General features: G+C 46.1%; 12 protein-coding genes and 1 tRNA gene. All 13 read right to left on the bottom strand.

What is annotated here, in order from left to right; all coding sequences use genetic code 11:
* Positions 1-37: 37 nt before the first annotated feature.
* A tRNA-Ser gene (locus QCB45_RS11225) sits at positions 38-127 on the bottom strand.
* Between the two features lie 96 nt (positions 128-223).
* Complete coding sequence (locus tag QCB45_RS11220; protein ID WP_279421140.1) at positions 224-1,603, bottom strand: hypothetical protein; 1,380 nt, start codon at positions 1,601-1,603, stop codon at positions 224-226.
* Positions 1,604-2,245 (bottom strand): tetratricopeptide repeat protein, encoded by a 642-nt coding sequence (locus tag QCB45_RS11215; RefSeq protein WP_279421139.1) that lies wholly within the window; start codon positions 2,243-2,245, stop codon positions 1,604-1,606. It lies immediately after the preceding gene.
* On the bottom strand, positions 2,246-3,145 hold the full coding sequence (locus QCB45_RS11210; protein WP_279421138.1) for a type II secretion system F family protein: 900 nt from the start codon (positions 3,143-3,145) through the stop codon (positions 2,246-2,248).
* A 2-nt stretch (positions 3,146-3,147) separates the two neighbouring features.
* Positions 3,148-4,089, bottom strand: a complete 942-nt coding sequence (locus tag QCB45_RS11205) for a type II secretion system F family protein (protein WP_279421136.1) — start codon at positions 4,087-4,089, stop codon at positions 3,148-3,150.
* A complete protein-coding gene (locus QCB45_RS11200; RefSeq protein WP_279421135.1) occupies positions 4,089-5,504 on the bottom strand; it encodes a CpaF family protein in 1,416 nt (471 codons plus the stop codon). The genes QCB45_RS11205 and QCB45_RS11200 overlap by 1 nt, the downstream gene beginning before the upstream one ends.
* Complete coding sequence (locus QCB45_RS11195) at positions 5,505-6,887, bottom strand: AAA family ATPase (RefSeq protein WP_279421133.1); 1,383 nt, start codon at positions 6,885-6,887, stop codon at positions 5,505-5,507. It abuts the gene before it with no gap.
* 1 nt (position 6,888) lies between these two features.
* Positions 6,889-8,463 (bottom strand): pilus assembly protein N-terminal domain-containing protein, encoded by a 1,575-nt coding sequence (locus QCB45_RS11190; protein ID WP_279421132.1) that lies wholly within the window; start codon positions 8,461-8,463, stop codon positions 6,889-6,891.
* Entirely contained in the window at positions 8,460-9,344 is an 885-nt protein-coding gene (gene cpaB, locus QCB45_RS11185) for a Flp pilus assembly protein CpaB (protein ID WP_279421131.1), read from the bottom strand. The genes QCB45_RS11190 and cpaB overlap by 4 nt, the downstream gene beginning before the upstream one ends.
* A 49-nt stretch (positions 9,345-9,393) precedes the next feature.
* On the bottom strand, positions 9,394-9,861 hold the full coding sequence (locus QCB45_RS11180) for a hypothetical protein (protein ID WP_279421130.1): 468 nt from the start codon (positions 9,859-9,861) through the stop codon (positions 9,394-9,396).
* Between the two features lie 35 nt (positions 9,862-9,896).
* Positions 9,897-10,097, bottom strand: coding sequence for a hypothetical protein (locus tag QCB45_RS11175; RefSeq protein WP_279421128.1), 201 nt, complete (start codon positions 10,095-10,097; stop codon positions 9,897-9,899).
* A 333-nt stretch (positions 10,098-10,430) separates the two neighbouring features.
* Positions 10,431-10,931 (bottom strand): heme-binding protein, encoded by a 501-nt coding sequence (locus QCB45_RS11170; RefSeq protein ID WP_279421127.1) that lies wholly within the window; start codon positions 10,929-10,931, stop codon positions 10,431-10,433.
* 278 nt (positions 10,932-11,209) lie between these two features.
* Positions 11,210-14,530: an efflux RND transporter permease subunit gene (locus tag QCB45_RS11165; protein ID WP_279421125.1), complete on the bottom strand. Its 3,321-nt coding sequence runs from the start codon at positions 14,528-14,530 to the stop codon at positions 11,210-11,212.

The raw sequence follows: 14,530 nt of genomic DNA, 5'->3' as shown, positions 1-14,530 counted from the left end.
GGAAGGCCGAGGTAATAGCCAATATACGATACCCGCATGGCGGAGAGCGGGGGATTCGAACCCCCGATAGGTATTAACCTATACCCGCTTTCCAGGCGAGCTCCTTCAGCCACTCAGACAGCTCTCCGAAGGAATGGCGGATTATATAGGTTCTGGCAGAACATGTCTAGTCAGATAAACCAAATTCCAATGCTGTGTTTTGAACAGGCCTGCCCAAAATGGATTAAACGTCTACCCAGCCCCCCCAAAAGAACCAACCCACGTATTTCATCTTTTTCATTTCGCAGTTCAAGCCTTCATAGGATTTTCCCCAGTCCAACCAAGGCCCGAAAAAGAAGGCGATCATTCGCTCGAAGAAATTCATGCTTGTCGCTTCTCGACGGACAATATCTAAACAGCTTTCATACCGAGTTGTCCCTGAATCATCATAGGAAAGACAACTTGAAACGGAGGCTCCGCTGGTACCGGCTATGCAGGTTCCTTCATAACCTACATATACAGCATCGGAAAAATACACCTTTTCCTTAGGTGAAAACCAACCACCACCACTTGCGTCTGAACATGACTGACCAGCACTCGAAAATGATTTTTCACATCGGTACTGAGAACGATCACTAAGATATGCATCGTCATAAACCATGGCTGTGGATGAATTATTATCCCCATAAATCGTACGTCCCCCCGAAGGCATGCAAAAACACATACTGCTCGATTGATTCAGCTCGTCCACACCGTCTACCACACTGACTGGCTTTTGACTTAAGACATCATTAAATACGGCGGAGTCAGAATAACTTGTACTGAAAAACGAAAACATATTCGAACTATCCAACGGCTTCCCTATCCAAGGATTATTAAACTCCGCATAAGGATATTTAGTTTTTGCCGCCAATGTTGCTGTCCACCCATAACGACAGTAACTTTTCCTTGCGGCAGAATTCGCGACACTAATCGCATCGGCATCGCCAGTAGGCAGCATTGATAAATCCGTAGTACTTATCTCGGCACTCACGCAACTGTTGTATCGGTTCTTGCAATAACAATCCGAATCGGAATCCTGATCTGTTTTTGACAACCCATAAAGCGCCTTGCCCTGCGGCGTAAAGCCGTAAAAACTATCCGAACTCCACAACTGTACAGCAACAGCGCTGAAGTCTGGAACCGGGTCGGCTGCTTTAGGATTGGAAGCATCACTGGTCAAAGCAACGAAATTACCATCCGCATCAAAATTCCCAAAAGTAATTTTTTTATATAAATTGACAGCATTACTGTCACTGGCTTGAATATACATACCGACTTTCGTCAACAAGCTGTCGACAACTTGATCGGTCTGATCCACTGGTATCGTGCCGGCATCCATACCCTCCTTGGTAATAGCCAACTCGGATCGCAAAGCAACACTGGCGACTGTTTTGGCATAATTGTCCAATTTTCGGTCCAACAATTTCATGTTGCCGAATTCCATTACCTGCTGAAATGCAAACAAGGACACCACAATGGAAGCAATGCCTAATACGGTGACAACGCCCCGCTGCTTTTCCAGCCACTTTTGTCTTAAACGCAGCTTAGCTGCTTGAGTTAAATTTCGTTGCAAACGAGTCATCTAGTCCACCAGGGTTTTTACCAGTTTCAAGTTATTCAAAGCCTTGCTATTCAGAGGATCTTTCTTCAAAGCCTGTTCGAAATAACTCTGAGCCTGCGTATAACGCTTCTGCAAAAGCGAACTGAACCCTAAATTATTCAATGCACTAACCTGAACGGCCCCTTCAGACTTTTTCAACCACCCCTGGTAAACCGTTTCCGCGACAGAATAATGGCCTTCCACCAACGACATCCGCGCCAACTCTGATTCATCATCTAACGTCTTATCCGTTAGCTTGTTTGCCTCTTGCCATGCAATCAGAGCCATCTGGGTTTTATGGCGTGCTTCATAGACTTGACCCAACAAACGGTATAATCGAATATCCTTAACCTCCTCTTTGCGTAACTTCTGCAACAAGGATTCTGCTCTCTCGTAACGCTTTCTGTTAAGTTCAAGACGAGCCAAGTCCATTACAAACTCATACTCTTCTTTATCGTTCAATTGAGTTGCCAAAGGCTTTTCCTTTTGGGAATACTTGGCGTAATCGATCTGACTGCTCATCTTATTTGGTATCTGAGAACATGCCGAAACCGTACCTAACAGGCCTGTTAAAAACCCAACTCTTACCCAAGTCTTAAGCTGTTGAATTAGTTTGCTATTCATTTAGAACCCTCTTCCAAGCATGACCATTTTTTCGCCCAGTAATAAAATCAAATACGGCACCATTAAGAACGGCATAATCACAACCGCCATCTTGGCCGATGCTTTAGCCGCCTTCTCTTCCATCTCCTGCTCACGATTCGAATACATTCTGCGTGAAAACTCACTTAATGAATCACCGATTGAGCTCCCTAACTTCTCATTCTGAATCAGCACTTGCACCAAACTCTGAATATCACGTGTTGGATTACGTTCTGCGAACTGACGTAAAGCCTCAACTCTTGGAACACCCAACTGGATCTGATCTAAAAGATACTCAAACTCATAACAAATTTCGGGATGAACCTCTCTCAATTCACTCGCAACACGTTTTACGGCGACCAAATAACTCAACCCGGCGTTCATACAGATGTTGCACATATCCAGGAAATCAGGCAAATGGTGACTGATTTTCGCCAAACGTGTCTGCCCCATCTGTATCAATATCCGTTCAGGTAACAACAACAAAACGATAGGAACAGCCAAAATCCAAACGACTGAGATACCCTGCCAACTCCACAACAAAGCCATAACCATAGCGGAAAACAAAACCAAGCCATACTTAATAAAAAAATAGGCCCCGATATAACGTTCATGCCGGAATCCCGCGCTTACCAATTGCCTCTGCAGTACAGAAATCTCTTTCGCACTCTTAGGACCGATGGCACGTCCTAAAGAACACCACCAACAATGAGAGCTATGACTTTTCTGTTTGGCATATTGATTTGCCAATCCAACACGCGCCTTAAGGCGTTCTTTTTGAAGTTGTGTACTCTGGGCCTTTAACAGACGGTTCAGTAACAGCCATGCACTGAAAAAAGAAAGACAGGCCGTCACAACCAACAACAAAGAAAAAGACAGCATTATCAAAACCTCATCTTTAACATGTGGCGTAAAATCATCGTTCCCATGAAAATCAAGATCACAGAACCCCAAAACAACTTATAACCCAGAGGATCGTTCAAAAAGAAATCCATGGATTCAGGGTCAAAAAAATACTTGTACGCAATGTAAGCAACCGGAGCTCCTCCAATAAACCAAGCTGTAAAACGGGATTCGGCTGTCAACGTCTTTAGCTTGGCTTGGAATTTTTCTCGACGACGCATTAAGCGTGAAAGCTCGGTCAGAATCGATGACAACTGTCCACCGGTCTCACGCTGAATAATCAGGGTAATCACGAAAAACTGGGCTTCGGGCAAATCTACCCTGCGTTGAAATTCCCGCAAGATATCTCGCATGCTAATTCCCAAAGTGAGCTGTTTGCTCACTTCCTTCAATTCCTGAGCCAGAGGTCCTTTCATGTCTTCACCAATTGCCGCAATGGCTCCATCAATCCCATATCCGGAATGCAATGAACGGACAATCGAATCCAACATATCGGGAAACTGATTCCTCAACTCTTTTTGACGTTGATGAATCTTGAGTTGCAAATAGATGACCGGCAACAAAGGAAGCAACACACTCAAAACAATCGTCTTTTCGTTAAGGTCGTTAAACCGGGTAGCAATCAAAAAGGCACTGACAAACAACAACAAAGCCTGAATAACCACCAATCGGATAACGTCATTTTTTCGAGCCATTCCGGCTTTCTTGAATTTACCACTCAACCAGATAAACCACGGCTTTTGTTTTTGCTGCATTAACTGATCTTGAATCGTTTTTTGTTCCAGCTGATTGATGCCCGCCCGAACCAATAAAGCGCGAAGTTCATTACGCCTTTGCTGCTGTCTTTTGATTGTCACGCCAAACCCAAACACAAAAAACGGAAAGCAGATCGCCAAGGCGACAATCACAAAGCCAAAATCCATCAGGCGACTTCCTGTGAGAAATTAAAAAGATCCGAAGGCAATCGATACCCTACCGCTTCACACTTCTTGCCACAGCCTGGACGCAAACCGGTCGCACGGAAAATGCCCTTCATTCGATCCGTTGCCTTATCCAACTTATTCTCGAACACGAAAATTTCCTGTAACACCACGTTTTCCTCTTCGATCCCGGCCACTTCAGTGATCGACTCAACCCGACGCTTACCGTCCTTACCACGGTTTACATAAATAATGAGGTCGATCGCACTGGCAATCTGTTTTCGAATGGAAGTAGCCGGAATGTCCACTCCACTCAAATTGATCATCAACTCCAGTCGCGCAATGCTGTCGCGTGGACTGTTCGCGTGAAGTGTAGCCAAAGAACCGTCATGCCCGGTATTCATGGCTTGAAGCATATCCAGTACTTCTCCACCGCGAACCTCGCCCAGAACAATCCGGTCTGGTCTCATACGCAAAGCGTTTTTAAGCAGCTCGCGCTGGGAGACTTCCCCGACCCCTTCGGCATTGGGCGGACGGGTTTCAAGACGTACCACATGAGCCTGCTGCATTCTTAATTCGGCACTGTCTTCAATGGTAACGGTACGCTCGTTATCGGGGATCAATCCAGAAAGCATATTCAAGGTCGTGGTTTTACCGGATCCGGTACCGCCACAAACCAGAATGTTCAACCCGGCTTTAACCGCATAATCCAGAAATTGGAACATCTGTTCGGTCATGGATCCAAATGCAATCAGGTCTTTAGGGCGCAAATGCTGTTCCGGGAAACGACGGATTGAAACACTAATTCCATCGACGGCAAGTGGCGGAATGATGATGTTGATACGCGAACCATCCGGCAATCGTGCATCCACCAGAGGAGACGACTCATCCACACGGCGGCCGGTCGTATAAAGCATACGGTCGACCTTGTTGCGCAGATGCTCTTCACTGATGAAACTCACATCACTCAGTTCAAGTTGTCCACCCCGCTCCACATAAATTTGGTTATAACCATTAATCAGAATGTCGGAAATCGTCGGATCGGCCAGTAAAGGTTCAATCGGCCCCAGACCATAGATTTCATCAAGTAGTTCCACTCCAAGCTGACGAACTTCGATATCCGATAGGGGATATCCCATTTCCGCCGCGATGTCTCGAACCAGCAATTCCAAACGCGGTTTGAGTTCCTGACGGGTTTCCTTGCTGTCTGCCTGATAAAATGCATCGTCTTCAGCGGCCTTTTTCTGACACCGACGTTTAATTTCTAAAAATGAAGAGTTTTGCGCCATGTTGACGTCATTCATCGCATTACGGGCGGCTTCACCCATGCCTAAATTTTCGGCCTGATTTTTATCATTCAGCTCTGCCGAAACGTGGCGCTGCTGCTCAACCTGACGTAAACGGTCTCGAATATTCATTTAGGACACCACAATATTTTTTTCGATGGCTGAAACGGCCTCTTTACCATTAGATGACTTCGACTTTTTCTTCGATTTGGCTTTCATCTTGNCCACAATATTTTTTTCGATGGCTGAAACGGCCTCTTTACCATTAGATGACTTCGACTTTTTCTTCGATTTGGCTTTCATCTTGGCACGATAAGCGACCAGCCAACTGCTCAATACACCTTTTACGCTACTCGATTTAGCGACTCGCGATTCTTCGACATCCAGCTTCAGACTACCGTTGTGTAGCATATTGGCGATATTCAACAGCTGCTTATTAACGATCGATTCCGGCTTATAATCCTTAAGAAGACGCCCCTCTTTCAAGGATTCATTGAATCCCAAATAATCGTTTGCAACACGGGCGACCGTACTGACATCCAATGCATCAACCACCTCTTCAAGCACTTCGTCGTCCTGACTGGTACTGCGATTAACGACCAACTTGATAGAGTCTTTCAAATAACCGAGTTTCTGAGTCAACTGAATCGCGGTATTGACCGCACGGAAAGAAGACAATGAAGGTTCTGCCACCAGAACAATGTTGTCGGATTCATCGAGGCAGCTAAGCGTCATATCCGAAAGGTCACTGGCACAATCGATGATCACATGGTCGTAGTATCGACGTAGCGACTGAATGATGGTCTTGACCAATTCGCCGTTCAAATTATCTAATTCACTGACTTCACTCGGTAGGGACAAAACATAAAGTCCCGATTCATGACGGCTCAGTGATTTATAGATCAGCTTCTCGTCAAAACGATTCAGGTTATAAACGAAATCTGTCAACGAATAGAGGCGCTGACCTTCCATATTTAGATAGAGTGACGTATCTCCCAACGGCATATTAAGATCCACCAGAACGGTTTTACCTTCGGTCAAATCGTTCAAGTGAGATGCCAGATTGGCTGCCAAAGCAGTGCAGCCTACGCCCCCCTTTAGACTGAACATCGATGAAACGTTTCCGTTCTTGCCTTGGCGACGACGATCCTGCATATGCAGGATAGAAAGAATGCTGAACACCTCGTTCGGACATTCGATAAAGCCCTGCACACCTTGATGGTTTGCCTCGATGATGAAGTCCGCATCTTTTTCCTTAAGAAGGATGTATACGGGCACCCCTTTCGCTAAAGTCAAAATTTGATTGGTTTTCTCCAAAATCTCTTCGGAATTCCCATGGTATTCCAACAACACCAGATTGACCTCTTCCGGCCAGATATGAGGAATCTCATCCATGGTTTCCAAATAGTATTTGGACATGACCGATACGCGTACCGCTTCCTTCAGATCGTCATCCGATCCAAAATAAAGCGCCTGCTTCAGAGCAATTGAATTGGCTGGCAAAGGCTGATTCATATCAAGGTTTCTCCAATCCGATCTTCACGGCCAGTTCTGGCAAAGCACTCTCACCTTCCGGCAATAATTCGGCGACTTTACCCATAAAGAAACCGTCTGCTGCACTCGGTCGCTGCAATCTTTCACCCGGCAAAGACACTTTGGTTCCCGCTTCAATCGGCTCAACAAATGTCGGGGTGACGAGAATCGCCAACTCAGACTGATCCTTTTCATAACTTGTGGAACGGAAAAGAGCACCGATAATCGGAATATCGCCCAGTAACGGAATCTTGGACACGGTGGATCGCAAGTTATCCTGAATCAAACCACCGATCACAAAACTTTGCCCCGGTGCCAACGTGATGGTGGTATTCGCTCTGCGCGAACGGAACCCGGGAACAACGATACTACCCGTTTGCGCCCCGGCACTTTCGTCGATATTGCTCACTTCCGGCGCCACTGTCATCTGAATATCACCGGATTCGGTAATGACCGGACTGAAACGCAGACGTACACCAAACTCTTTATAAGTAACCGTGATCGTGTCCTGATGCTGAGCTGTCGGAATCGGCACCTCTCCTCCAACCAAAAAGTCGGCCGTTTCACCTGACTGCACAATCAACTCCGGCTTGGCTAAAACACGAGCCAGGTTGTTTTCTTCGAGAATGGATAGAACTCCGAATAAATTCCCCTCACGAGGATTCACTCCGATTTGAAAACCATCCGGATGTGGAAATACCATGCCCGCAGGTGTACCCGAAGCGACTTCGTCCACATTCAACAAAAAACTGGCTGTTGTTCCTAAGTTACCCGGTGGAAAGATTCCATAGCGGTCTTTCTTGTCCCTTGCCGCAAAACCGCTACGGAAAGGATTACCTTTGACAACTTCAGCTACACGGACTGATAATTTAACTTGCTGAGGTCCTGTCACTTTCACCATGTTGACGACACTTAGTCCCAATGCCGAAATAACCGATTGGATGCGTTTTTTTTGCGCCTTGTTCGGCACTTCGCCGCTCAGCAACACCATGTAATTACCGGCTATAGGCTGAACGCCTAGGCTTCCAGCCGACTGCTCGGACTGCAAAACTTCCTTATCCTTACGCTTACTGGTTTTCAAAGTTGCATCATCATCGACTTGATTACCGATTCGATCCACTTCACGGCGTACCGCACTTTCCGGATTTATCCAAATATTCTTCAATTCATAAGAAACCGTTCCTTGAGGATTCAGGTCCTTGAGGAGTTTATCGAGCGTGGATTCAATTTCTTCTCTACGAGACTGGTCTGGTGCAACATTCAACACCACCTTGTGATCTACATTTGGAACATCACGATAAGTCACAATCAGCTGGGTTCGGCCAGCCCCTTTACCTGTGATTAACAACTCATTTTTACTCAGGACTTTTACCGTCGCCAATTCCGGATTGGCGATCAATGCTCGTTTCAAGGCCTGATCAAACTTAATAATCTGACTGTCCGTCTCCGTCAGGTTATAAACCTTTTCCAATGCGGCATGGACATCCATCGGAAATACAACCATCCCCAAGCTCATCATTAATGCCGATTTTCTTATCAACTTTGAAATTGCACTCATTGCGTAATCACCTCTTGAACACTGTCACCCTGCATGATTTGAATCACATCACGATTCCGTTTCGGTTTAAACTTCGGAGGACGCTGCTTTCCGCGCTCCATCACTTTGACATTAACGCCGTCGGTTTCCACCAGCTCAACATCGGCAGGGCCTCTAAGGGCTAAATGAATCGCACCGACATTCATGGCCAAGGCTATCTGCTCGGCTTGCCTCGTATTCACATTCAAGGCAACCATGGACGCTTTTACAAATGCTTCTCCCTGCTGGTTCTTAGTCGCCTCTTGAACATCCTCCGGTTTCATTTGCCCCATCCGGTTCGTCTGCCCAATCGATAAAACCTCAACATTCTGCAGAATCGTACGACTGATCATGCGCTTTCCATCCGCACTTTCAAACACACTGATGACATCGACATGATCGCTCGGATTCAACATCCCTAACAGACCGCTTTCAGCCGATACGGGAATACGTATGGCGCGCATCCCTTTTTCCAACAACGCTTCAACACTGCTATCGGTTTCTTCCTGCAAACCGATTTTCTGATCAATCATCCATTCGCCGGCAAAAATATTCTGCTTGGCGATGTGCCCCACAACGGCTGTTGGTTGCGTCATGACACCTTTCGCAATCACACCTTCTGTCGGCACCATTAACACTTTGATGTCGTCTATCTCGATCTTTTCACCCCGATACAAATCCCGGTTTGCCACGACAACAGAACGCAACTCCGGTTTTTCGACCACAGTCACCGTTTTAACTTCTGTTTTGCTTTCTGCAGCGGCAACCCGATTTTCAACATATCCGTACACTAAGCCCACCGCTAGAACTGCAGACAAAAGCGCAACGCCATACAGAATGAAATCACTGCGTTGTATTTTCATAATCGACTCATAAAATTAGGATTTCGATGCACCCGATAATGGTTCATCTTTAAGAAGTACAGCTATCTTTAAGACTAATAACTGTATCGACACTCATAGGAAACATAACTTCAAACACGGCTGGCAATATCAGCGAATTAGCTGTTGCCTTAAAATCGATGACATATACATCAAAACCAGAAACAGAACTACTGGAGATAGTCGCACTGATAGGCTCACCTGCCTTGAAGGTTACTCCCTTATTTTCCAAAGCCGTTTTGACATGATTAGTCAAAGTACCATTGACTCCAGTGGGAAGGACCACCTTACCCGAACTACATGAAGCATAGATTGGTGTGTACGAAAGCGATTGACCCGGCTCCAGATTACTGACATCCGATACTTCACTTAAGATTGAACTATGAACATCCGTCAACACATCGTTAGCGGCAAAACTGTTCATGGCATAGGAGACAATTTCCACCACAAACAGGATTACAGCCAATACAAATGGCAACACGTAAGCCGTTTCCAACATGACAGCACCGTGTTGCTTTTTAAGCTTCATTTGACTTATGCAGCAGCTGTTGCAGCTTTAGTTACAGTGTCATTAATTACTTTACCGACACCTGAAGTTGTAGAGTTAGTAAATACTAAGGCAGCAATTCCCGCCACAGCCGCAATTACTAACGCATACTCAATCATCGAAGCACCTTTTTGCTTTTTGATTTGTTTTGTTTTAACCATTTCTAAAACTTTTGCTTCATTCAACATATCCAATTCCTCATTTTTTTCTAACAGACCGTTTCCGGTTGGAAGCCATTAAATAGGAATCGTTTTTCAACTTCAATGAAATTTATAGGGTTTTATAAATAAATCTTTTGATTACTTAATAAGTATATTTTCTAGGGTTAAATAAACGTACTGAATGAGAGGTTAAGTCACTGTATTAAAAGGAAAATATTTTTCTTTTATGGGTATAAGTTATTGATATATAGTTATATTCTTATATAGTTATGTTCTTATATTTATGCCCCCATAAGACCCCCAAAAACAAAAAAGCCAGCAAAATTGCTGGCTTTTTTACAAGATAAGACTTAGAAAACATTACTGCATTTCTAAATCATCCTGAACCGATTCCACTCCTGCAATCGCGCAAGCTTCATCATCCTTACCATCCGGTGCACCACTCACACCAACGGCACCGTACAACTTGCCACCCGCTTGAATAGGCGTTGAGCCGGCCATGAACGCCAAACCTTCACCCATTGTCTGCAAAGGACTGTTGGCCCGATCACCTAACTGCGACCCTTTTACATTGAACATGACCGCGGTATACGCTTTCTTTTTACTGATTCCCAATGAAACAGGCGGAGCAATCGTATCTCTTAATTGCGCCTGAACAATCCCGTTACGGTCAACCACCGTAACACTGACAGGAATCCCTTTTTCACGACATGCATTAATCGTATTCACAGCGATTGTGTTAGCCACATCCATTGAAAGACGCGATACATTTACCGTCATTGGCTCTTCAGCCATAACCGGCGCACTAACCACAGCGCTCAAACCTAAAATGGCAGCAACTCTTTTTAATTTTCTGACCATCGTAACGACTCCTTATTCAAGTTTAGTGTTCGTCTAAAATTCAGACATATGTCTACTTTGGAATATGAATTTTAGAACCCTCATTCTAACAAGCGTTATTTTAAAAAACACCCTATATAAGGCGTGCTTTATAGCGATATTAAGCAAATAGGACATTCGTCCATCGTCATTTTTGATAATGAACAGGGCTGTTCACTTTCAAATCCAAAAAAAACGCCTTGTCGGCATCTCCGGCAAGGCGTTTTATAAACAAAACAAGCTTTGTTATCGATAAATTATTATTCGGCTTTAGCCTCCAAAGCTTCCTGTTGCTTCACGCCGCCGTGCCACTGCCAGATGTAATAAAGCAGAGGAATCACCAACAACGTCAGAACCGTGGAAGACAAAGTTCCGAAAATCAATGAAACCGCCAAACCGCCGAATACTGGATCGGTAATCATGATCATGGATCCGAACATGATGGCCAAGGCCGTCAGAAGAATCGGACGGAATCGTACCTTACCGGCTTCGATAACCGCATCCTTAAGCGACTGACCTTCCTTACGGTATTCCAGGATAAAGTCGATCAACAATAGGGAATTTCGTACCACGATACCCGCGAGCGCGATGACACCGATCATGGAGGTAGCCGTGAACGCCTGCCCGGTCAGCCAGTGCCCAGGGAACACCCCGATCATCGTCAGAGGAATCGCCCCCATGACGATCACAGGCATCATGAACGAACGGTAATAGCCGACCAGAATCAGATAAATGAAGATCAAGGCCACAATGAATGCACTTCCCATATCACGGAAAACATCCAATGTCAGACGCATCTCACCACCCCAAAGAAGCGTGTAGTCCATGACGTCATCGGGTTGAGCTGTGACAAAACCTAAGTTAGCCGTATGGAACGTCACGCCGGAGTTCGGCAAGGTAACGCCATCCAACATCTTGTCCAGTGACAATACCGCATAAACCGGACTTGAGCGTAACAACTCACCGCCAACCATCACCATCTGGTGCTGATCACGATCCATAATTGGCTTGGCATACGTCACTTCCTCAATATTAGCAACCGCAGACAGAGGAACCGCTTCGCCGGAACGAGCCTGGACTCTCAGCGACAAAAGCTGTTCAGCGACGGTACGCTCCGACTTCGGCAAGCGCACTAGAATATTGACCGACTCGCGCACATTATCCAAGTGCATGTAGCCCAGCTCATAGCCATTGATGTAATCTCTCAACATCTTAGCAACCTGCGCAGGAGCCACACCCAACAAGTTCGCCTGTTCACGATCGATATTGATTTCGTAACTGCGAATATCGGACGTCACAGAATCGTCCACATTGATCATGCCGTAAATATTGTTGAACTTCTCGTCGATCTCCGTTGCCGCAGCACGAAGCTTATCGTAATCCGGCCCGTACAACTCAGCCATAATCTGAGTCGTCACAGGTGGTCCTGGCGGAGTTTCATAGATTTTGATATTCGCTTCCGGGAACGACTTGCGGATTTCATCCAGCTTCTCATCCAATAAGATGGCAATATCATGCGACGACTCGTCACGATGATGCTTATTCACCAAATTGACTCGAATTTGCGCGAAATTCGGACCTCTCTTGATCAAATCCCCACGAACCAGTGCAGCAAAATCAATTGGTGCCGGTTCACCCAAATAGATACTGTAATCCGTAACATGAATCGTTCTGGCGATTTCCGCTCCGACATGACGCACCACTCGATCCGTCGCTTCCAGCGCGGAATCTTCCGGCATATCGACCTGTACCAATAAAGTACTTGTGTTGTCGTAAGGCAGCATCTTCACTTCCACACCAGCCGGATGCAGAGGATTGTTCATTCCGTCATCACGCAAGAACTGCAATGCTGGTTGCAGCATTGCGGCAAACAAGGTCATCAACACCACAAACAAGAAGACATTGCGCTTGGTTCGACTTTCAATCATCGGCGTGATGATCTTGACGTACAGCCTTTGCATCCAATCTTCTTTATGAACATGCAGCGCCTCAAGACTTTCACGCTCCTGCATCTCTTTGATGGCTTTTTTACCTAACCAGCGGTATGCCGCATAAGGCACCAGGATATAAGCCACCACCAAAGAGGCAATCATCGCAACCGGCACGTTGAATGGAATCGGTGCCATAAACGGCCCCATCATCCCGGTTACGAACAACATCGGAATGAACGCCAGAATAACGGCCAAGGTTGCAACGTTGGTCGGATTACCGATCTCGTTGGTCGCTTTAATCATCAAATCGTCGAATTTTTCGGGATCGAACCCTTCATGGATATGCCTATGGATATTCTCAATGACCACGATGGCGGCATCCACCAACAATCCCAGTGACAAAATCAGAGCGAATAGCGTGATTCGGTTAATGGTCTGATCGGCAATCATTCCCACAAACAGCACCACAAACAGAATCAACGGTACCGTCAAAGTCACGATTCCGGCTTCGCGCCATCCTAGGAAAATGACCAGAATCACAATGACCGACGCCACGGCAATCGCCAAGTGTTCCATCAACAGATTTACGGCGGCGTTGGCTTTCTCACCGTCGTTACGAGTAACAATAACGTCCACGTTGGCTGGAATAACTGCCTTCTTGAGGAAATCCATCTTCTTCAGAACCGCATCGGCCACCTCAACCGCATTGGTTCCCGGCTTTTTGGCGATGGTAATCGTTACAGCCGACTGTTCTCCATGCACACCAGGATGGCCATGAGGCCCAAACCCGATACGGGTATAGGCATCTGCTTCTTCCGGACCGTCTTCAATCTTGGCGATATCGTGCAAATAGATCGGGCGCCCCATATCCGCACCAATGATGATGTCTCCGACCTCTTTGGCGTTGCCTAAATAACCGTTAACGCGAACCAACTGGTTTTTGTTGTTATTAACCAGTGAGCCAACCGGCAAGGAGACGTTGCTTCCTTTCAGCATGTCGCTGATTTGTTCAAGGGTCAGACCTGTCAAAGCGATTTTCTGCGCGTCCAACCAGACATTCACGGCACGGCGGTCACCACCTACCACTTCGGTAAAAGAGACACCCGGAACATTTCGCAAATGCTCAACCACCTTCAAAGATAGATCTCGCAATGCCACGCCCGGCAAATCGCTTGAAGTAACCGCCAAAGTCAGGATAGGCACATCGTCAACGTTGATCGGACGAATTAGAGGCTGCTGGGTATCCGGTGGCATCTTATCCATATTCTGCATCAGCTGGTTATAGACCTTCACCAAGCTGTCTACCTGATTTTCACCCACTTCGAACTGAACCGTCACCACACCGAAATCGTTGGTGGCATACCCAAAGGTATGATCCACACCCGGCAAAGCGTTCATAATCGCTTCCAGCGGTTTCACCGCCATATTGGAAACTTCTTCCGGCGTCGCACCGCCTTTCGGCACGATAATATTCGCAGCAGGAACCACAATTTGCGGGTTATATTCACGCGGCGTGATCAGATAGGCCATCATCCCTGCCAGGGTGATTGCAATCATGATCATCATGGTGATCTTGGAATGAATAAACGCCTTTGCCAGCTTACCGGCGATATTCAAATCAGACTTAGACGTATTCTGTGTTTCAGCCAT

This window comes from Thiomicrorhabdus sp. ZW0627 (assembly GCF_029767005.1).
In the GTDB taxonomy this organism is placed as follows: domain Bacteria; phylum Pseudomonadota; class Gammaproteobacteria; order Thiomicrospirales; family Thiomicrospiraceae; genus Thiomicrorhabdus.
This window is presented reverse-complemented; position numbering and strand designations above follow the sequence as displayed.

Excerpts from the sequence above, each read along its gene's own strand:
- QCB45_RS11200 (WP_279421135.1), bottom strand. The coding sequence starts at position 5,504 with ATGAATATTCGAGACCGTTTACGTCAGGTTGAGCAGCAGCGCCACGTT.
- QCB45_RS11205 (WP_279421136.1), bottom strand. The coding sequence starts at position 4,089 with ATGGATTTTGGCTTTGTGATTGTCGCCTTGGCGATCTGCTTTCCGTTT.
- QCB45_RS11165 (WP_279421125.1), bottom strand. The coding sequence starts at position 14,530 with ATGGCTGAAACACAGAATACGTCTAAGTCTGATTTGAATATCGCCGGT.
- QCB45_RS11170 (WP_279421127.1), bottom strand. The coding sequence starts at position 10,931 with ATGGTCAGAAAATTAAAAAGAGTTGCTGCCATTTTAGGTTTGAGCGCT.
- QCB45_RS11190 (WP_279421132.1), bottom strand. The coding sequence starts at position 8,463 with ATGAGTGCAATTTCAAAGTTGATAAGAAAATCGGCATTAATGATGAGC.
- QCB45_RS11210 (WP_279421138.1), bottom strand. The coding sequence starts at position 3,145 with ATGCTGTCTTTTTCTTTGTTGTTGGTTGTGACGGCCTGTCTTTCTTTT.
- QCB45_RS11220 (WP_279421140.1), bottom strand. The coding sequence starts at position 1,603 with ATGACTCGTTTGCAACGAAATTTAACTCAAGCAGCTAAGCTGCGTTTA.
- QCB45_RS11180 (WP_279421130.1), bottom strand. The coding sequence starts at position 9,861 with ATGTTGGAAACGGCTTACGTGTTGCCATTTGTATTGGCTGTAATCCTG.
- QCB45_RS11175 (WP_279421128.1), bottom strand. The coding sequence starts at position 10,097 with ATGTTGAATGAAGCAAAAGTTTTAGAAATGGTTAAAACAAAACAAATC.
- cpaB (WP_279421131.1), bottom strand. The coding sequence starts at position 9,344 with ATGAAAATACAACGCAGTGATTTCATTCTGTATGGCGTTGCGCTTTTG.
- QCB45_RS11215 (WP_279421139.1), bottom strand. The coding sequence starts at position 2,245 with ATGAATAGCAAACTAATTCAACAGCTTAAGACTTGGGTAAGAGTTGGG.